The following is a 20518-nucleotide window of genomic DNA, read 5'->3' on the forward strand; positions in this document are numbered from 1 at the left end:
AGGATGCACTATGAAAAATAACTATATCCCTACTTCGATATGCTTATACATGAACTATTTTGTTCATGGTATGGGGGCAATCATTCTTGCCCAAAATATGAATTATTTGGCTAATCAATTCAATACTGATAGTGAGGGGATTGCTTATGTAATCTCAGGTTTGGGAATTGGACGCTTAATAGTTTTGTTTGTTATGGGGGCGTTATCTGACAAATTTGGACGTAAACCATTTGTTTTTTTGGGTGGTATATTTTATATAGGCTTTTTGCTAGGTATTTTGATTAGTCCAAATCTCCAAGTCGCATTTATGTTTGCTGTTTTAGGCGGTATTGCTAATTCAACGCTAGACGCAGGTACTTACCCAGCATTAATGGAATCATTTCCTAAGGCAACCGGAACCGCATCCATTTTAACCAAAGCGGCCATTGCTGGTGGACAATTTGTGTTACCGATTGTGATGACGATAATTATCGTTTCTAATGCTTATTATGGTTGGTCATTCCTTTTCTGCGTTGCTATTTTAGCCCTTAATGCTTTAGCTGTATTAAAAATGCCTTTCCCAAATCATAAACAACCAATAGCTGAAGAAATTGCAAAAGAATCCGTCGAACAAGAGACCAAACCATTACCAAAATTAAAACAAAAAGCTAACTTTTGGATTGAAGGTGTTTGTTTTATCATTATTGGTTATACATCCACCGCGACATTTTATTTAGTATCAATATGGTTACCTAAATTCTCTGAATCGGTTGCAATGATGAGTCCTTCTGCATCTGCGCAAACTATTAGTTATTATGCTATTGGGACATTAGCCAGTGTTATTTTAACCTCAATATTAGTTAAAAGCTGGATTCGTCCGGTTTATATAGTGTTTGTTTATCCTTGTTTATCGGCAATTATGTTGTTCGTTTTATTCTTGTTCCCTTCGCCAACTTTATGTATTGCTGGTGGATTTATTTTAGGATTTACAGCAGCTGGGGGAGTTTTACAATTAGCATTAACCACCATGTCAGAATTTTATCCTGAAGGTAAAGGTAAAGTCCTTGGTATTTTCTTTACCTCTTCTAGTTTAGCTACTTTCTCTATACCAGTTGTGACCGGAATTATTTCCAAAACCAGTATCGCTAATATTATCTTGTTTGACGCCTTTATCGCGGTATTAGGGGCAATTTTAGCCTTGGTGATTATTGCTAGATATCATAAAATTTTTGAACTACCAAATCGTAGATAAGATTGTGTTATCAATTACAATCAACAATGATTAACTAATAAAAAGCCACAAGTATGCTGAGTAAGACTTGTGGTTAATCATTCAACAACCTTCCGTAGATAATCTCTTAATAAAATATTATAAATATAGGTATCGATAAACGATTTGTATCGATAGCATAACAATCCCAAATATCAAAGATAATAAACCAACGTATTGGATCGGAATGGCAAAAAAATTGTATTTAGTATCTTTCACTTTAATGTAATTAGTGCCACTAGAAATTATAGATGGTGCAATAAACTCTTTTTTATAATTTAGTTTAAGTCCTAGAAAGTATATATATCCCATATATTATCCACAGGATAGGCATTAAAAAATAGGAACCAATTTTCGCATGTGAACCATAAATATGGCTGAAATTAGGATAGATAATATCAATAATTATCTCAAGGATTACTGACAAAACTAGATAGCTACCTATTAAAATCCAACTTGATTTTGTTTTGGGAATAACCATAAAGTTAATAATGCTGATGCCGATTATTTTGCAGTAACATTATTATGAATGGTAAAGCACCTTATTGCAATAAGATGCTTTTTTAAAATTATGACGCAAATAAGTTATTAAATTTTCTTCATATCAATAACTTTTTTGAAACGTGAATAAACAATTAAACCTAATATTACACTTGTTGATGCGATGACAAGATCAACTAAGATGGCGTAACTAACATTTGTTACTGCTAATTTTGGTACCACTAAAGGGATAACAATAAATGATAGGCCACTTAGGGTATACATGGTTCCAACTGCAAAGCCTTTATGATTAGGAAATAATTGTTGCATAACAACCAGGGTAAGTTGTAATACACCTCCGGCTGCTGTCAATCCCATGCCAATTGCCGCTATTAAGCTCATTGTCGAATTAAGATTAAAGAGGAACATTAATAAAATTAATGCTGATAGTAGGGGCAGAATAATAATACAATAAATTGGTTTTATGAATTTTTTAACAATATAAGCAGTAGTAAACACGGAAATTATTGATGCAATACTATAATAGCTAATCAATTGTTTAGAGGCGATTGGATCCATTCCAATACCTTTTTCGGCAATCGCTGGTAACCACTGTAAAATGATGATAAAAGTAGCTGTAGTGGTAAAGCCCATAATAATTAATAAAAATCCTTCAAACAAAATATTTGGCTTGCCAATAAAATAGTCACTATGACCTTCATTGCCACAGATAACCGTATTTTTAGAAGGAAATTTTCTTGGTGTTAAAAATAAGAAATTTATAACAATACAAGCGACAAAACCAAGGAAAGCATAACCATACCATAAATCATAAGCATGGAATAGAGTAACAATAAATGGTAAGACTAATGTACCCATTGAGATAAATGCTTTAATTAAAACACTCGCTGTGCCTGCGGAACGCGGAAAGCATTCGGTTAATGCTGGCATTGAACCTGTATCTAAAAATGAGTTCCCTGCCCCAATAAACATAGCCAAAAAGAATGCAACATCTATATTATGACAAAAAAGCATCCCAATAAAAAAGATTATGTAACAACACATCCCCATAAGGATAAATGGTTTACGTCCAAATTTGTCAGAGAGTATTCCACCAATAAACATTAACAATATTTTACCTACACCTATTCCTGAAGCAACATAACCTACACCAACTATATCAGTGTTAAGTTGCGCTGAAATTTCGACAGAAAATTGCATAATTACGATTAAAGCGATACTTTGAATAATGTAATTAGCATAGATAGACCCTGCTATGGAACAGGAGCTGCTCTTATAGTCATTCATTAGTTAATACTCCATTATTAATTTAAAAATTTTATAAATCTATTTAAGTTAATATTAGCGGTAAATGTGTTTTAATAAAAGAAAAAATAACCTTAGGAATTGTGCCATTAATTAATTATTATTTATATTCAATTAGTTATAATAAATAATAATATTTAAAATGGGCAAACGGAGGAATTTCATCTCAATGGTAATGAATTAATCATTAAAAAAACAAATTTTTTAGTCGATATTGAGCACTTCTAAAAATTGCCCTAATATTTGCATCTCCGGACAATCAACATTGATTACATGACTTGCGCAATCCATATAGAGATGATGACGATCTTCAAGTACTTTTTCCATCTCGTCAACAATAGATAAACCTGTTAACGAAGGGCGTTGAGCAATATTCGGATCTTTCATTAAACGTTCTGCTAGAATGTTTGCTGGAGCCGATAAAAAGAATACTATCCCCCTTTTTTGCATATGAAGACGATTTTGATCAGCTAAAATCATTCCGCCACCGGTTGCTATAACTCGACATGGTAGGGTAACATCCTTTAAAACTTGGCTTTCTTGCTTTCTAAAACCTTCCCATCCCTCTTTTTCTACTATTTCAGCCACAGTTTGTTTGGTGGTTTCATATAGGTAAACATCGGTATCAATAAATGAGTAATGTAATTTTTCAGCAAGTAAACGCCCCATTGTTGTTTTTCCTGACGCTCGCGCTCCAACGAGAAAGATGGTTTTATTCATTTTTAAAATCTCATATCAATAACCTAGTACACTTATATGTTATTCTTTATATACATAATTGCAACAATTATTTACATATAACCATAAAATATTATAAACAGCAATTATATCAAACAATTAAACAACAAATATCTGTAAACATTTTATTACAACCAAAACAGTTTTATTAATAACTACTGGTGATTTAATTAAAATAAAAATTAGGTATCAATATTAAAAAAAATTAAAAACTGCTAGATGTGACAGATTAATTCAGCCATGAGAAACAATTTATAGGAAAGTTTTCTAACTAGAAGGGAGATAAGAATATGTAATCTTAATTTAATAACTTAAATAACGTTTTAAAATTGTTCTAAGAAATAAAGCATTAGAGATTACATATGTTATATTTTAAAAACCATTTTTTTGATAAACATCATCAGGATTTGGGCCTGTTCTAAAGTTTTCATTCAAACTATCGATTTGCAGCATTTCATCTTCAGTGAGTTCGAAATCAAAAATTTGTCTATTTTCCGCTATACGCTTAGGGTTAACCGATTTAGGGATAACAATAAGATCTTTTTGCACATGCCAACGTAATGTTACTTGTGAAGCAGATTTTTGATATTTTTTACCAATATTTATTAATAAAGGTTCATCAACAACCCGACCTCGAGCTAACGGACTCCAAGCCTCGATCGCAATTTGTTCTTTATTTAAGTATTCGATTAACTCTTTTTGTACTAAATAAGGATGAATCTCAATTTGGTTAATCATTGGCTTGATATTTGCTTTCGTTTTTAACAATTCAAAATGAGATTGATGAAAGTTACAAACACCAATTACCCGAGCCATTTTTGTTTCATAAATTTTTTCTAGCGCTTTCCAAGTATCGAAAAAATGATTTTTTAATGGCCAATGGACTAAGAACAGGTCTAGATAGTCTGTTTGTAAATCTTTTAAGGATTGTTCAACGGATTTTAACGTTAGTTCATAACCTTGATTGAGGTTACTTACCTTAGTGGTTAAAAATAGGTCTTGCCTAGCGACACCCGAATTAGCAAAAGCTTCGCCAAGTATTTTTTCATTATTATAAAGTTGAGCCGTATCAAATGAGCGATAACCATCGTTTAAGGCCGTCATGATAGCGTTATTGGCTTCTTGCTGATCAACAATTTTAAAAGTACCAAAACCTAACTGTTCAATTGATACAGAATTGCTTAAGCTAATTTTTTTAATTAATGGTGTCATTTTTCTCTCATCAAATTATTCTAGCTACCGAAATTAATCAATTTTTAAAACAACATATGTTGTTTTAAGTTTATCATTTAACAAATATATTTAAATTATCTATGTAAATAACAACATTTATTAAATAATTATATGAATAGTAGCACAAAATTAATTATTAAAAAAACTATCTCCACAATATTGGGTTAAAAATCGATAAAATTTTTGCGCTACCGGCATCAGTGGTCTGTTTTTAACGGTTGCGACATAAATTTCACGTTTTTGACGATTTTTATTCATTGGTATCAATGAAACATTTGCTTGTTCTGGAACAGGTACGTTTATCATCATGCCTATACCGTAATTGATGGATACTAAACCAATCATGGCGTTTTCACTTTCAACATGACTAACCACATTGGTCAGTTTAACCCCTGATTCGCTAATAATACTATCCAGATAACCTTTCATACCGCTACGCTCGGTATATAAAATTACCGGCTCATTAGCGATATCTTTTAGATCTAATTTTTTGCGTTTAGATAGCGGATGTTCATTTGAGATAATAAAAACAATTTCTTGCTTAGCTAAACGCGTGAATTCTATTTCGGGATCATCATGCAAATAAGAGCATAATCCGATATCATAACGTTTACTTTTGAGCTCTTGCACAATATTAGCGCTTAAATCTTCATAAAAAGAAAATGAAATATTTTTATATTCCGGTAAGCTAGTAAACGCTTTAATAATTTTGGGTACATACCCCATACATAATGAATAAACAAAAGCTAATCGGATATGTCCATGCGATATGCTAGTTAATTCTTTTATAAATTGTTCACCTTCATTTAACGATTGTAATGCTTGATTTACGTAGAGGAGATACTGTTCCCCTTCTTTAGTCAACTCTACATTACGTCCCTTCTTCTGAAATAACTTAATACCAACCTCTTTCTCTAATTCAGCAATAGCATGACTAAGACTTGGTTGACTAATAGAAAAATATTCGGAAGTGTAAGTATAGTGTTGATTTTTAGCGAGTATCTGAAAGTATTTAAGTTGTTTTATATTCATGAATGCATTACTCTAATCAATGATTTGTTTATATTATAAGATGGTTAACACTAAAATGGAAAGTTTCAAGATTTTCTTAAATTGAATTGCTTGTTTGCTGACTAAAAGAATATTTATTAGTAATCAAATTTCATCATCAATTAAGAAAATCAAAAAATTTAATTTTATTCAAAATGATAATCTTTAAATGGTCTGGTTACTTTGCATAAAATAGCTTAATTAAATCTTTTATTCTATCGTTTTCAATTTAATTGAGACTTGTAATAAGATTTAAGGAGTTTTTCACTACGTTGAATTATTTGCTCTCGGACATGTTCCGGCTCTAAACAAATGCAGTTAGGTCCAAAACTCATTAAGATACCATAACTGTAATCATCATCAATAAAGTCAAAATTCACTAGATATTGTGCATCATTAAGTTTTTCAATATCTTTTTCAGCGCAATAATCTAATACCCGCTCTAAGATAGAATGATCGATTAATAATTTTATTTTAAAGATTTTTTGTTGCATGTTGCTTTTAAATCCCGCGAACATGTCAGGAACTGATTTGCGAATAAACTTGATTTCTGTTTTGTTGATGTCAGACATGTTAGATAGTTTGAATATCCGAAAATCTTTTTTAGCCAAACAATAACCCTGTAAATACCACTGTCTCTCTTTAAATAGCAGTTTGTAAGGCTCAACTGTACGCAAAACTTTTTCATTTTTTATTTTTATATAATTGAAAGATAACAGCAACTGTTCTTGTAACGCCATTTTAATGATGGCTATTTTGTTGTTAATATTTTCCTTCGAAAACCATGGTGATAAATCTATAGCTAGTTTGCCTACATCATCTCCTACTTGATTGAACTCTTGTTGAGTTAACAAGCATTTAATTTTCTCTAGTGTGGCTGATTTTTCATTTTCGTTTAATATTGGCGAAGATAATAAATTAAGTCCTTTTAATAAAATAATAACATCATCCTTAGTAAATAACCCTTTGCTGATTTTATAATCTTTTAGGATGCTAATCCCGCCATGACTTCCTCTAAAAGTGATAATCGGTATACCTGCATTTTCAACAACCTCTATGTCTCGATAGATTGTTCGTAAAGATACAGCAAATTTATCAGCCAACGCCTTAGCACTTATTTTCTCTTTTTGAAGCAATATCATGATGATAGTGATGATGCGGTTAATTTTCATATGTTAGGTCATTAAAATAATCAATAAGTAATTTTAAATATGACAAACTGTTGTCACTATTACTCCATCATAATACAGAGAATGTAATTTATATATTTTAATTTGTTTAATAGCAATATATTTAAAGGAGCCAAAATGTTTAAACCGAATAGCATAATTATTTATGTTAAAAACGTCGATATAAGTACTGACTTTTATACAAAACTATTTGCACAAGAACCTATAGAAACTTATCCTGGATTCGCAGTTTTTTTGTTGAAAGATGAATTTGTTTTGGGATTACAACAAGCAGATGAAATAACCCCTAAAGCACCAAAGCATTACGGTGGTTTTGAACTATCTTTAAGTGATGTAACAAAAGATGAAGTAGATAAAATTTATTCTGAATGGAGAAAGCTTAACTTAAAAATTGAACTTGAACCACAAATGCTCGATTTTGGTTATACGTTTGTTGCTAATGATCCTGATGGTCATCGTTTAAGGGTTTGTGCCACTGATACCTCAAATTTTGCTTAATATAACAAAGGAAGTTTTAACTCAAAGTAGGACTTTTTGTACACCAATAATCATGATTTACTAGAGTCCTTATAGAAAGTATGCTTATCATGCATACTTTTATCGAATTACTTAAGGAAATCGAGATTTTATAAAAGTTAGGATCTCATTTGCTTGAGTTGCGGTGTTTAATATTTCATAAAAATCGGGCATCTCAAGCAAAGCAACCAGCTCTGACATTGCGTTAATATGGCTAGTCTTATTAACTGCTGCTAAAGTAAAAATATATTGCGTGGGAATTTTATCATTCTTGAAAAGCATTGGTTTTTTTAATACTGTTATGCTCAATGACAGAGAGTTAACACCATCTTCTGGTTTTGCATGAGCCAGAGAGACATTTTTGCTTATCAAGAAACTGGTTCTATTTGAATTAACATTATCAATTATTTTCTCAATGTAACTTCGATTAATATAATCCTTTTGCAATAATGGCAATGCAGCTGTAAATAAGGCACTTTGCCAATCATTAGCAGAGACATTTATTTGAATCAAATCTTCTTGAATCAAGTGACGAATACCTAAACTTGGGTTTTCGATAGTGTTATTTTTATCTGTTTTATAAAAATATTGATAAAGCTCTTTTCTGATACCATTTTCGTTGGAAATTGTGCCGTACTTTTTAAAAATATCGAGCAAGTCAGTTATCTTAGGATAGGTCAAATATGAGTTAATTTGCGAATAAACGCGTTCCAGTAATAAATACTCTTCCTCATCGGACATGATTGGCGATACGATGAAAAAAGGTTTATCTTGGTTATAAAAAACCAAATTATTTACAGTACTAAAGATTATATCGAAAAAATTTGTTAACGCTAAGGCTTCGGCTGTTTCCATTGGTCCTAAAAATAGAAAATCAGGGAAAAGAAACTTCAATCTATTATAGACAATGGAAGAACTACCAATACCATTTTGACAAACAATTACGGCAACGATTTGTTGATTGGTTGATATTTTATTTTCGTCGAGAATTGCCGCAAAATAGATGGTTAAAAAGGATATTTCATCATCTGGGATATCATTATTAATGATCGGACAGATAATTTTTAAGGTTTCTTTAACAATCAAAAATAGTTTATTAAACTCTCCTTTTACTTTATCTAAAATTGGATTAATGATTGGCAAACGAAAAAGTATTCGGTAATAAGCGGGTCTAAAATGGCTATAGAGTTTTTTCGAAATATCATCATTGTTATCAAATTTTATGCCTAAAAGCTGTTCAAATCTCGATATGATGATTTGCACAATATTTAAAATTAACTCCTGATCAACCGTCTTTATATCACGGTTCCCAACCGAATTGCCTAATAGCAAAGAAGTTAAGTATTGCACTTCATAAGTGTTATCATCTATTTTATATAATTTGAGCAACTCTGATGATATATGATACTCTTGCAACTTTATTATGATTTTATTTGGCATTGAGATAACAGGAATATATTCCAGTTTTTTAGTCATTCTTGGTAATAGGAATATCACTGTATAGATAAATTCTTTTTTCCTCTTTTCACCTAAAAAAATTTCATTTTTTAGCATAATTTCATTGATATCGTTTTTGATATCAAGGTAGTCAACCTTTTCTTGGTTTAAAAACAGATCATACAAGAATGTATCATCTAAATTATTGGATAAATCTTTGAGTAAATTTCTGAGAAAAAAATTACGGATCGATAATTCATCTCCAACTAACGAATACCCTTTTTCTCTAGTATAAGTGATTAAAATGTCTTCGGAACTTAATAAAAGTCCTAGCTGTTTGATATCATTATTTAAAGTTGTTTTACTAATATTTAATGCTGATAAAAAATGTAATGAAGAGAGATAAGTATTTACATGATAGAGCAACATTAAAAAAATATATTTTTGTCTTTCCTCTGTTGAAAAAATATAATTTTTGCCGATTTTTCCGTTAATTAGATTCTTAATTAGAAACACTTTACTTTTATCAGGCAAAGAGTAGTACGAGGTATTTTGCACAACCACACTTTGTTCATTTGAGGAGAGGTATTTATTGATTTTTAAAATTGAATAATCTAATTGTCGTTTAGTTATATTTAATAAATTCAATAAATACGTCTGTTCACAAGATTTTTCAATCAAAGTTAGGATAATTTTCTTTGATTTTAAGTCAATCATACCATCTTCCTTACTAATAATATCAATGATTTACATAATTTATTAGTAATATCAAGGATGTCTTTCCTTATATTTCTTCAATGCATTTGCAAGACTAATTGCATTTTTACTTATGTCCTCAACCGATCCTTTAGTTAATAAGGAACCAATACCAATACATTCAATATCCGTATTTAGCCAATCATCAACATTTTCTAACGTAACGCCACCCGAAGACAGAATAGGCACATATGGCATCGGCGTTTTAATCATATTAACTAAAGAGTTACCATAATAATTTGAAATCGGAAAAGCTTTAATCATAGCGGCGCCATTTTCTAAAGCCGTGACAATTTCCGTCATGGTGGTACAACCAGGCATATAGGGGATTTGATAACGATTGCATATTTTGCATACAGCATCACTATAATTAGGGGCTATGATAAATTTGGCACCGGCAAGAATTGCTAATCGGGCGGTTTCACTATCCAGTACTGTTCCTGCGCCAACTAAAATTTTGTCACCATATTCTTGGTTAAGTTGCTGAATTATTTGCCCAGCATTATTGTTTGTGTAACTAATTTCTACACAGTCAATTCCACCGGCTAAAATACCCTCAATGATTTCTTGTGCTCTTTTGAATGTTTCAACTCTAGCTATCACTAAAAATTTACTTTGTTCTAACCGAGTAACTATATTGGTTTTAAACATGATAATTCCCCGCTCTATTTATAAGTGATAATAGTTCTTTATCGTATTGACTATGTCTTGATTATCATCTGGACTGGTGACAGGTAAGACAGGTAATCGAGGTAAGCCAACATCAATACCAGCTAAAGATAAACTTTGTTTAAGAACAGAAGGAGTAGAAGCATATTTTAAAATCCGGCGAAATTCTTCAAGAGATTGTTGCCATTGTTCAGCTTTATCTAAATTACCGGCAATAAATTGCTTATATATTTGAACGTTGTTGGTGGTCAGTAAATTAGATGTAGCTGAAATAGCACCTGTAGCACCTAGTTTCAATGCCTTAAGAATAAGGGAGTCAGAACCAGAAAGAACCGAAAACTCATCTCTGGATGTGTTATCTATATAGCCAGCTATATTGTTAATATCACCACTGCTATCTTTTATGCCAATGATATTACTGATTTTAGATAGTTTAGACACCAGCTCAAAGGATAAATTGATGCCGGTATTTTTAGGTATATTATAAAGGACTATTGGGATAGCAAGGTTTTCGGCAATCATTTGATAATGATTATATAATTCATTTTCTTTCAATGAAACAAAGTACGGCGTAATTACCGATAACGCATCCACCCCGACAGCTATCATTTGCTTACCCAGTTTAATGACTTCGTCAGTGGAGTTACCACCAGCGCCCGCATGAACCGGCAATCTTTTAGCCACTATTTCTACAACTTTTTTAGCAAATTTAATTTTCATATCATTTTCTATAACATGAAATTCGCCATTGGTCCCCAATACAAAAATACCTTGAACACCATTTGCAATTAATTTTTCAATTAAAATTTCTGTTGCTTTAATATCAATATTTCCAGAGGATTCGAATGGTGTAACCATTGCAGTTATAATTCCATTTAACATACTTTTCCTCCTCTTAGAGAAGCACCTAAACTGCCACCTGGATGCCATTGATAATACATATTTTCGGTTAAGCCTACAGCTTCTTGGAGTTTTATTGATAAACACTGTAAAATAATCACTTCAGCAAGTATGGATATTCGCGGGGGTTTGTTTAAGTTGTCCCCTTCTTGTTTTACCCCAGCAAATAAAAATATGTCGCAATGTTGAGCTAACCAAGAATTGTTATTGCCCGCAACCCCGATAATTTGTGTACCTAATTTTTGCAAAGTACAAATTGCTTTTTTTAACTCTTCTGTTTCACCACTATTGGAAATTGCAATCACGATATCACCTGATAAAACCTGCCCTGCCGAACCATGAATAGTTTCAGTTCCATCTAGAAAATAAGAAGGTATTCCTATTGATGAGAATAGCGAAGCAATATAATGAGCAACATAAGAAGGTTTACCAATTCCGGTAACATGTAGCCGACTGCCTTCATTTTTTTTGCTGATGATTAAATCCTTTGCTTTATTTAAATTTTCTTCGCCAATATATTTAATATATTCTGACAATTCCGATTTGATACAATCAATATATTTTTCTAACATACAATTCCTCTATTTACTCAATGCTATGAAAAAATTAGCTATTTTTCAAAACATCTTTAATCAAACCGCTATACACTACATGGTGAAACGAAGTATTTTTTCTAAGAAAATACCCACAATGTTGTAGTCTATATTTGGGAAGGTTGAGCCTTCTATTCCCATATTGCCGAATATCGGATATAAAACGGTAGGTAAAAAAGCTAATAAGAGTCCAACCACAAAAGAACCTAACATAGCGCCACGCCAACCACCGGTTGAATTACCAAATACACCTGCAGTACCGCCAGAGAAAAAACAGATATGAGCGGCAGGAATAATGACAACTGGAAAATCCAATGCAACCATTGTGGTTACACCAACTAAACCAGCCGCATAAGAACAAAGGAAACCGATAATTACAGCCGTTGGTGCAAAAGGAAATACAGTTGGAACATCCAACGCTGGGCGTGAGTTTGGTATGAATTTTTCAGAAATAGAGACGAATGCAGCGGTGATCTCTGCTAAGAACATTCTTACACCAGTCATTAAAATTGACATTCCTGCGGTAAAAGTAAATGCTTGAATAAAAGGAAATACCAACCAGTGTACTTTCCTTGAGTAAAGGTCTCGCCAGCTTTAAATGCTGAAATATAGAATAAGACAAGCATAACAACTGCAACCCCCATTAAGAAATCGCGGAAGAAAGATAACCATTTAGGGAAATGAATATCTTCTGTTGTTTTGTCGCTATATTTGCTAAATACTTTGCCTAATAGACCAGAAAGTGCATAGCCGAACATATTAAAATGACCGATAGCTTGCACATCACTGCCAGTAATTCTTCGCATAAATGGTTGACATAATTGCGGCAATGCACTTGACGCGAAACCTAAAATCGTTCCACCGATTAAAATAGCGGCGGTATTAGATAAACCATAAGATTTTAGGATTAGTGATAATACACAAGCAAAGAATAGACTATGGCCAGTGGTGAAAAAGATATTTTTAAACGGCGTAATTCTGGCAAAAACTAAATTCATCGCAAAACCTAATATTAGCGTAACAGAAGTCACTAAAGCGTATTCTGTTTGCGCCATACCTGCTGCTGCTTCTGGTGATGCAACGATGCCAACGATATGGAAACCTTCTTGAAATAATTTATTAAAATTTTGTAGAGCACTTGTCATAAGCGCCCCACCAGCACTAAAAATTAAAAAACCAATGGTTGTTTTAAATGTGCCAGTAAAAACTTCTACCAACTGTTTCTTTTGCGCTAACAAGCCAACAAACGCAACCACGCCGAGTAAAACAGCTGGAGTGCTAAGAAAACTAATTATAAAATCCATTTTAGACCCCTTAACAATTAAATTAACCCATCTTCTTTAAGAGCAAACTCTAATTTTTCTTTTATTTCGTTTTTATCCATAATATTTTGGATTCCGATAATACGTTGTGGAAGATTCTTCTTTTCTAAATCTTCGGCTACATCAGGTAACGTAATGATATATTTACCATTAAATCCAGGAACACCATCTAATGAAGAGTGTTCAAGAGCAATTGGAAAGCTATTTTCTTTGATAACTTCATTCAATTTAATTTTTAACATTAAACTTGACCCAACTCCTGCACGGCAGGCAACTAATGCTTTAATCATTTTCGGTACTCCTCTCAAAGTTTTCTAAAAAATCTATAAAATCACGCGGTTTTTTCACAGCTTGTATAAAAGCTAAAAATTGCTCATCACTAAATAAAGATACTAATTCTGATAATGCGGTTAAATGATCGTCCCCGGTCGGTGAACTTAAGCTAAACAAAAACTTGACTGGATCATTGGCTGAATTTCCTGAAACAATAGCGTTCTTCAATCTAGTAAATCCTATAGCCAGTTTCTTGGCGCCGGATTCCGATGGGGCATGAGGAATGGCAATATTTTTAGTAATGACGATATATGGACCAATTTCCCTTAATATAGCGATAACTTTATCGACGTAATCAGTCGTAACCACCTCATCGATAACTAATGGTGACATCGCTAATTCTATTGCTTCCTCAAAGCTACTGGCTTCAATATCAAGTTGAATATAAGCAACTTTGATAAGTTTAGTTAACAAAGGTTTTCTCCTTTAAAAAATCCATTTCGATTTGATTATACGAAGGCCTTGCTATTAGACAATGATTATTGGGGTTACTTTTTGTTGGAAAAAAACTGATAAAAAACAAAATGTGATTCGTAAAAGGAAAAACAAATAGTCGATGCTAATGATTAAAAATTTGCTTGCCAAAGACCAAAAGTCAGGTCAGTCAAATTTATCTAGATTGTGCTGAATGGTATTTGATATTGATTGATTATCTGTAACTAAGAGGCGATTAATCGAGAATAACTAACATTCATAGACGATATTAAAATAATAGCGTCGCCATGTTAGAGAACTTTTTATGTTTAACTATAAGCAAAAATAGAGAATTACTAAACCAATATGACTACAGAATCGAAAACATTCACGCCAATATTTTAGCATTAATAATATTTCAATAATCTTTCCGAGGAAAATGTTAGATGAAATAACGAGAGTATTTTTTATTATTTTTGGATATTTGAAATTGGAGCGGGAAACGAGGTTCGAACTCGCGACCTCAACCTTGGCAAGGTTGCGCTCTACCAACTGAGCTATTCCCGCATAAGAGGTGTTTTAAATGGTGCCCGGGGCGAGACTTGAACTCGCACGGCCAAAAAGGCCGAGGGATTTTAAATCCCTTGTGTCTACCGATTTCACCACCCGGGCGCAAAACTTAGTTCCGAAAGGTAACTGCGTTTTGGATGCTGTGCATTTTACCGATCTTAAATCTTACGTCAATAGAAAATTTAAAATAATTGTTTAACTGCTCAATGTTTGTCACATTTGAGGGAATTTTTAATCAATCCCCTCAAAAATTGGTTTAAATATGAATAATAATGAAAATTTAATTAACGATTAAGAGTTGATTAAACACTGAAAGATGAACCACAACCACAAGTGGTGGTTGCATTTGGGTTATCTACCACAAAACGTGAACCTTGCAATCCTTCAACATAGTCTATTGTGCCACCGACAAGGTATTGTAGGCTCATAGGGTCAATAAGAAGTGAGACACCATTTTTTTCGATCGCTAGATCATCTTCATTAACTTTTTCGTCAAAGGTAAAACCATACTGGAATCCACTACACCCACCACCGGTGATATAAACTCGTAATTTAAGATTCGGGTTTTCTTCTTCCGTTACTAGCGTTTTTACTTTATTTGCAGCGGCATCAGTAAAGTTAATTGGTAAGGCATCGCTCATTTTATTCTCCTACTTTAAGTACTCTCATATTATATACTCTTGGAAAAAGAAAATACAAAATGAAAACATCAATTAGTTAAATTTGTATGGCTTGCTTGAATTTAAGTTAATTTTATGAATAAATACGACAACAATTTCTACAGAGAAGACCATAATTATGCTTAAAACATTTAAATCAGAAAAACTTTACCACGAAGCATTAACTTTAATGCCAGGAGGGGTTAATTCGCCCGTACGTGCCTTTAATGGAGTTGGTGGAACACCGTTATTCATTGAAAAAGCTGATGGTGCTTATATTTATGATGTTGATGAAAAAGCATATATTGATTATGTTGGATCTTGGGGACCAATGATTTTAGGTCATAATGATGCCGATGTAGCAGAGGCTGTGATTAATGCTGTTCGTAAAGGTTTAAGCTATGGGGCACCAACCGAAATTGAAACCAAAATGGCCAACCTCGTTACTCAATTGATGCCATCTATAGAGATGCTACGTATGGTAAATTCAGGTACTGAGGCAACCATGAGTGCAATACGCCTTGCCCGCGGCTATACTGGTCGTGACAAAATAATCAAATTTGAAGGCTGTTATCATGGACATGCGGATTATTTATTAGTTAAAGCGGGTTCTGGAGCACTTACTTTTGGTCACCCGACCTCTCCTGGGGTACCGCAAGATTTTGTTAAACATACCTTAGTCTGTGATTATAACAATTTAGAATCGGTAAAAAGACAATTTGAGCAGTTTCCGGATCAGATAGCCGCGATTATCATTGAGCCTGTTGCCGGTAATATGAACTGTGTTCCCGCTAAAAAGTCATTCTTACAAGGATTAAGAAGTTTATGTGATAATTATGGTGCTTTATTAATTATTGATGAGGTAATGACTGGCTTTAGAGTTGCCTTAGGTGGCGCGCAAGAATATTACGATGTTATTCCAGATTTGACATGCTTAGGTAAAATTATCGGTGGTGGTATGCCGGTCGGTGCTTTTGGTGGTCGAAGCGAAATCATGCAACAATTGGCACCAACTGGACCAATTTATCAAGCGGGAACCCTTTCTGGTAATCCAGTAGCTATGGCGGCTGGTTATACCACTTTGACCAAATTGATGGATGTAGGTATTTATCAAGAATTAGAGGAGAAAACCGCTACACTAGTTAATGGTCTATTGTCTGCAGCAAGACGTTTTAATGTACCATTTGTGGTTAATCATGCAGGAGGGATGTTTGGATTTTTCTTTACAACTGCTTTAGAAGTGAGCAGTTATAAGGATGTAATGAATTGTAATGTTGAATTATTCAAAAAATTCTATCATCATATGCTCGCTGAAGGAGTTTACTTTGCGCCCTCAGCTTTCGAAGCTGGTTTCATGTCACTTATGCACACAGATAAAGAGATCGATCTAACAATTGATGCAGCAAGCCGTTTTTTTAAAAACATAAGTTAACTTGATAAAATATAGTAAATTATACTCATATCGATTAAAATTTTAACTATTAACATAGGTAATAAATTTATGGTTAATCCACTAAAAGAAGGTGATAAAGCACCTCTATTTTCTCTACCTGACCAAGATGGCGAGCTTATTAGTTCAAAAGAGTTTAAAGATCAGCGTATTTTACTCTATTTTTACCCTAAAGCGATGACGCCTGGTTGTACAGTACAAGCGTGTAACTTACGCGATAGTGCTGATGATTTTAAAAAATATAATGTAGTTGTTATTGGTATTAGTACGGATAAACCGGAAAAATTATCACGTTTTGTTGATAAAGAATTATTAAACTTTACCCTACTTTCAGATGAAGATCATAAAACTTGTGATGCCTTTGGCGTTTGGGGTGAAAAAGAATTTATGGGAAAAACTTATGATGGTATTCATCGCATAAGTTTTTTGATCGATAAAGATGGTAAGATCGAAAAAGTTTTTGATGATTTTAAAACAGCTAACCATCACACTATTGTTTTAGATTATCTAAAAAATAATAGTTAATTTTTCAGATTAAAGCAGATTAATCATTTAATCTGCTTTTTTTCATTTTTTATATTATTTATCTCTTCCAAATTCGGCCACGCATTAATAATTGCTTTAACTAATGTTGCTAAGGGTATAGCAAAAAATACGCCCCAAAATCCCCATAATCCGCCAAAAATGATTACCGCTACAATGATAACTAATGGATGCAAATTAAGTTTTTCAGAAAAAAGATAAGGAACTAATAAATTACCATCAAGAGCTTGAATAAGAATATAAAAGAAAATTAAATAACTAAATTGCGCCGTGAAACCCCATTGCGAAAGCGCAATTAACACCACCGGAATACTGGAAATAATAATGCCAATGTAGGGGATTAGCACTGAAAGACCAACTAAAACGGCTAACAATAATCCATAATCCAAGCCGAAATACCAAAAAGGTATATAAACACAGACGGACAAAATAATGATATGTAAAACATTACCGACGATGTAATTCGATATTTGTTGATCCATCTCGGTAGCAACTTTATTTAATATAGTTCGATTTTTGGGTAAAGCCTTAGAACAATATCCCCATATTTTCGATTTATCTTTTAATAAGAAAAACATAATAATCGGTACTAAGACGGCATTAATAACCACCGAAACTAAACCAAATAAAGAGCTAATTGAAAACTGTAATAATGAGTTGCCGGTTTGCACCACTTTACTGGTTATGCCTTGAATTATCGAATCAAATAATCCAACATCAATAAGTTCAGGATAATGTTCAGGCAGAGAGGTAATAAATTTGTTGGCAAAATTCAACATTGTTGGAATATTAGTAATTAAACTAACACCTTGTTGCCAAATCAAAGGAAGTAAAATCATCATCCCAGCTAAACCAACTAACATAAACACTAATAACACGATAACGACGGCTAATGTATGCGGAACTTTTTTTTGTTGTAGATAATTGACCGGTCTATCAAGCAGATAAGATAAAACAATGGCAATTAAAATAGGCAGCAAAATTTTATTGAAGAAATAGATGATAAAAAATAACACAATGATAACAATCATTAGCGATACCACATGTGGATCGCTAAAGCGTTTTTTGTACCATTCAATAAACAATTTTAACATCTATAACTCCTTAAGTTTTTTGCCGTTTATCTGCTAGTTATTTAACTTATTTTTTAAAACCACCCAAGATCCCTCGTGTAATTTGTCTGCCAATTTGATTAACCATTTGTCTAGTTGCACTTTTGGCAACGGATTGAACTATCCCGTCATGTTGTCCGCCTTTTGACCCAGTCCTGCCAAAAAAAATTGAACTTAAAAAATCCATTACACCACCGTGCTCATCTTGATTTGTAGAGCTTTGTGTTGAATTGCTTTCTGCTGGATTTTGATCATTGGCCGTATTGATAGTAAAACCTTGTTTGAGTTTTTCGTAGGCTGATTCACGATCGATGGTTGTTGAATATTTGTCATAAAAGTGGGATTGATGAATGATCGACAGCTGATTATCACTATCCATTGGTCCCATTTTAGAACCTGGGGCAATGATCATGCCTCGTTGAACGATATTCGGTCGCCCCTTCTCATCTAAAAATGAAATAAGTGCCTCGCCGACACCGAGCTCCATGATAGCTTTTTCGGTATCAAAATTTGGGTTAGCTCGCATAGTTTGCGCGGCAACTTTAACCGCTTTTTGATCTTTAGGGGTAAATGCCCGTAATGCGTGCTGGACACGATTACCTAATTGCCCAAGGATAGTTTCAGGAATATCGGTTGGGCTTTGGGTGGCAAAATAGACACCTACCCCTTTAGAACGAATTAGACGAACAACTTGTTCGATTTTTTCTAATAAAGCCGGGGAAATATCATTAAAAAGCAGATGTGCTTCATCAAAAAAGAATACCAGTTTAGGCTTATCAAGATCACCTACTTCCGGTAAATGTTCAAACAGTTCGGATAATAACCACAATAGGAAAACTGAATATAATTTTGGGGAATTATATAATTTATTGGCGGATAAAATATTGATAACTCCATGACCTTCTGCATTAGTTTGCAACAAATCATGAATATCGAACATTGGTTCACCTAGGAAGAATTCTGCGCCTTGCTGTTGTAAAGTAAGTAATCCTCGCTGAATAGCTCCTATTGTTGCTGAACTGATATTGCCATATTGAGTAGTAAATTTTTTAGCATTATCACCAATAAATTGGATAAAAGTCCTTAAATCTTTAAAATCGAGTAATAATAAACCATTATCATCAGCAATTTTAAAAACTAATTGTAAAACGCCAGATTGAATGTCGTTTAGATTTAAGAGTCGTCCCAATAAAATCGGACCAATATCAGAAACCGTACTGCGAACTGGAATACCTTTTTCGCCAAATACATCCCATAATTCTAAAGGTGATGACGTAGGTAACCAATCAGTTACCCCAATATTTGCTAGCCGTGATTGTAATTTTTCCGATAATACGCCTTTTTCACCAAGGCCGGTTAGATCACCTTTTACATCAGCAAGAAATACTGGTACACCGATTTGCGAAAACTTTTCCGCCATTTTTTGTAGGGTTACGGTTTTACCGGTACCTGTTGCACCAGTAATTAAACCATGGCGATTAGCCAAAGATGCAAGGATGTATAAATCATTACCTTCACTTTTGGCAATAACGATCTTTTCACTCATAAACATCTCCCATTCAAAAATTGCTATTAAAACAATTAAGAATATTGTAAGCTGATTTAGAAATAACTGCTATTATTTTAACTAATCTTGTAAGGGGGCTGTATGTTTCCAGAATATCGTGACTTAATTTCTAAATTAAAAAAATCCGATTTGCGTTTTCAAAAATTATTTGATGAACACAATGATCTTGATCAAAAAATTAAAAACATTGAATCGGGTATTGCTGTTGATACTTCAGAAAGTATTGAGAATCTAAAAAAACAGAAACTAAAATTAAAAGATCAACTTTATGAGATTTTGAAAAAAGCTTCGGCGTAATTTATTAAATTAAGCGTTGTCGATCTTTATTATGTGAGAAAAAACCCCAAGTTATGGGGTTTAATTTTATTACAATTTTACACAAATCATTAGGTAAATCGTTATTTATTCACT

The 20518-nt window shown here is 33.0% G+C and carries 19 protein-coding genes, 2 tRNA genes and 1 pseudogene; 5 read left to right on the forward strand and 17 right to left on the reverse strand.

Annotated features, from left to right (window positions below; all coding sequences use genetic code 11):
* Window positions 1–10 precede the first annotated feature (10 nt).
* Window positions 11–1231 carry an MFS transporter gene (locus DKK70_RS08990; protein ID WP_110433700.1) on the forward strand — a complete coding sequence of 407 codons (1221 nt, stop codon included), beginning with the start codon at window positions 11–13 and terminating at the stop codon, window positions 1229–1231.
* A gap of 606 nt (window positions 1232–1837) precedes the next feature.
* Here the strand turns inward: DKK70_RS08990 and DKK70_RS09000 are convergent.
* The 5 genes from DKK70_RS09000 to DKK70_RS09020 form a co-directional block, all read right to left on the reverse strand.
* On the reverse strand, window positions 1838–3037 hold the full coding sequence (locus DKK70_RS09000) for an MFS transporter (RefSeq protein ID WP_110433702.1): 1200 nt from the start codon (window positions 3035–3037) through the stop codon (window positions 1838–1840).
* 222 nt (window positions 3038–3259) lie between these two features.
* A complete protein-coding gene (aroL, locus tag DKK70_RS09005; RefSeq protein WP_110433703.1) occupies window positions 3260–3775 on the reverse strand; it encodes a shikimate kinase AroL in 516 nt (171 codons plus the stop codon).
* A 390-nt stretch (window positions 3776–4165) separates the two neighbouring features.
* Window positions 4166–5005: an aldo/keto reductase gene (locus DKK70_RS09010; protein ID WP_110433704.1), complete on the reverse strand. Its 840-nt coding sequence runs from the start codon at window positions 5003–5005 to the stop codon at window positions 4166–4168.
* A 150-nt stretch (window positions 5006–5155) separates the two neighbouring features.
* On the reverse strand, window positions 5156–6058 hold the full coding sequence (locus DKK70_RS09015) for a LysR family transcriptional regulator (protein ID WP_034882622.1): 903 nt from the start codon (window positions 6056–6058) through the stop codon (window positions 5156–5158).
* Between the two features lie 242 nt (window positions 6059–6300).
* Window positions 6301–7248, reverse strand: a complete 948-nt coding sequence (locus DKK70_RS09020) for a helix-turn-helix transcriptional regulator (RefSeq protein WP_110433705.1) — start codon at window positions 7246–7248, stop codon at window positions 6301–6303.
* Window positions 7249–7383: 135 nt separating this feature from the next.
* Here DKK70_RS09020 and DKK70_RS09025 point away from each other — a divergent pair, with 135 nt between their 5' ends.
* On the forward strand, window positions 7384–7764 hold the full coding sequence (locus DKK70_RS09025; protein WP_110433706.1) for a VOC family protein: 381 nt from the start codon (window positions 7384–7386) through the stop codon (window positions 7762–7764).
* 111 nt (window positions 7765–7875) lie between these two features.
* On the opposite strand, the gene DKK70_RS09030 is transcribed toward DKK70_RS09025, so the two are convergent.
* From DKK70_RS09030 to erpA, 10 genes and pseudogenes are all read right to left on the reverse strand, one after another.
* Window positions 7876–9936: a BglG family transcription antiterminator gene (locus DKK70_RS09030; protein WP_110433707.1), complete on the reverse strand. Its 2061-nt coding sequence runs from the start codon at window positions 9934–9936 to the stop codon at window positions 7876–7878.
* 51 nt (window positions 9937–9987) lie between these two features.
* Entirely contained in the window at window positions 9988–10626 is a 639-nt protein-coding gene (locus tag DKK70_RS09035) for a ketohydroxyglutarate aldolase (protein ID WP_086319989.1), read from the reverse strand.
* An 18-nt stretch (window positions 10627–10644) separates the two neighbouring features.
* Entirely contained in the window at window positions 10645–11526 is an 882-nt protein-coding gene (dapA, locus tag DKK70_RS09040; RefSeq protein WP_110433708.1) for a 4-hydroxy-tetrahydrodipicolinate synthase, read from the reverse strand.
* Window positions 11520–12116 carry an SIS domain-containing protein gene (locus DKK70_RS09045; RefSeq protein WP_110433709.1) on the reverse strand — a complete coding sequence of 199 codons (597 nt, stop codon included), beginning with the start codon at window positions 12114–12116 and terminating at the stop codon, window positions 11520–11522. The genes dapA and DKK70_RS09045 overlap by 7 nt, the downstream gene beginning before the upstream one ends.
* A gap of 75 nt (window positions 12117–12191) precedes the next feature.
* Window positions 12192–13441 (reverse strand): annotated as a pseudogene (locus tag DKK70_RS17520) (PTS ascorbate transporter subunit IIC).
* A gap of 17 nt (window positions 13442–13458) precedes the next feature.
* Complete coding sequence (locus DKK70_RS09055; protein WP_110433710.1) at window positions 13459–13749, reverse strand: PTS sugar transporter subunit IIB; 291 nt, start codon at window positions 13747–13749, stop codon at window positions 13459–13461.
* The gene (locus tag DKK70_RS09060; RefSeq protein ID WP_110433711.1) at window positions 13742–14206 is read right to left on the reverse strand and encodes a PTS sugar transporter subunit IIA; all 465 of its coding nucleotides are present in this window, start codon (window positions 14204–14206) and stop codon (window positions 13742–13744) included. Before DKK70_RS09060 ends, DKK70_RS09055 begins: the two co-directional genes overlap by 8 nt.
* Before the next feature lie 491 nt (window positions 14207–14697).
* Window positions 14698–14773 (reverse strand) — tRNA-Gly (locus tag DKK70_RS09065).
* Window positions 14774–14790: 17 nt separating this feature from the next.
* Window positions 14791–14878 (reverse strand) — tRNA-Leu (locus tag DKK70_RS09070).
* Between the two features lie 200 nt (window positions 14879–15078).
* The gene (erpA, locus tag DKK70_RS09075) at window positions 15079–15417 is read right to left on the reverse strand and encodes an iron-sulfur cluster insertion protein ErpA (RefSeq protein WP_110433712.1); all 339 of its coding nucleotides are present in this window, start codon (window positions 15415–15417) and stop codon (window positions 15079–15081) included.
* A gap of 157 nt (window positions 15418–15574) precedes the next feature.
* Between erpA and hemL the strand changes: the two genes are divergently transcribed.
* Window positions 15575–16867: a glutamate-1-semialdehyde 2,1-aminomutase gene (gene hemL, locus DKK70_RS09080; protein WP_110433713.1), complete on the forward strand. Its 1293-nt coding sequence runs from the start codon at window positions 15575–15577 to the stop codon at window positions 16865–16867.
* Between the two features lie 69 nt (window positions 16868–16936).
* Complete coding sequence (gene bcp, locus DKK70_RS09085) at window positions 16937–17410, forward strand: thioredoxin-dependent thiol peroxidase (RefSeq protein ID WP_110433714.1); 474 nt, start codon at window positions 16937–16939, stop codon at window positions 17408–17410.
* 23 nt (window positions 17411–17433) lie between these two features.
* Here the strand turns inward: bcp and DKK70_RS09090 are convergent, their stop codons facing one another.
* Together DKK70_RS09090 and DKK70_RS09095 are read right to left on the reverse strand one after the other, a co-directional pair.
* Window positions 17434–18522 carry an AI-2E family transporter gene (locus DKK70_RS09090; protein ID WP_110433715.1) on the reverse strand — a complete coding sequence of 363 codons (1089 nt, stop codon included), beginning with the start codon at window positions 18520–18522 and terminating at the stop codon, window positions 17434–17436.
* A 46-nt stretch (window positions 18523–18568) separates the two neighbouring features.
* Window positions 18569–20086 (reverse strand): helicase HerA-like C-terminal domain-containing protein, encoded by a 1518-nt coding sequence (locus DKK70_RS09095; RefSeq protein ID WP_110433716.1) that lies wholly within the window; start codon window positions 20084–20086, stop codon window positions 18569–18571.
* 102 nt (window positions 20087–20188) lie between these two features.
* On the opposite strand from DKK70_RS09095, the gene DKK70_RS09100 reads away from it, so the two are divergent.
* Window positions 20189–20404, forward strand: coding sequence for a YdcH family protein (locus DKK70_RS09100; RefSeq protein ID WP_110433717.1), 216 nt, complete (start codon window positions 20189–20191; stop codon window positions 20402–20404).
* Window positions 20405–20518: the final 114 nt, after the last annotated feature.

The sequence above is a fragment of the Gilliamella apicola genome (genome assembly GCF_003202655.1).
Taxonomy (GTDB): Bacteria; Pseudomonadota; Gammaproteobacteria; order Enterobacterales; family Orbaceae; genus Gilliamella; species Gilliamella apicola_R.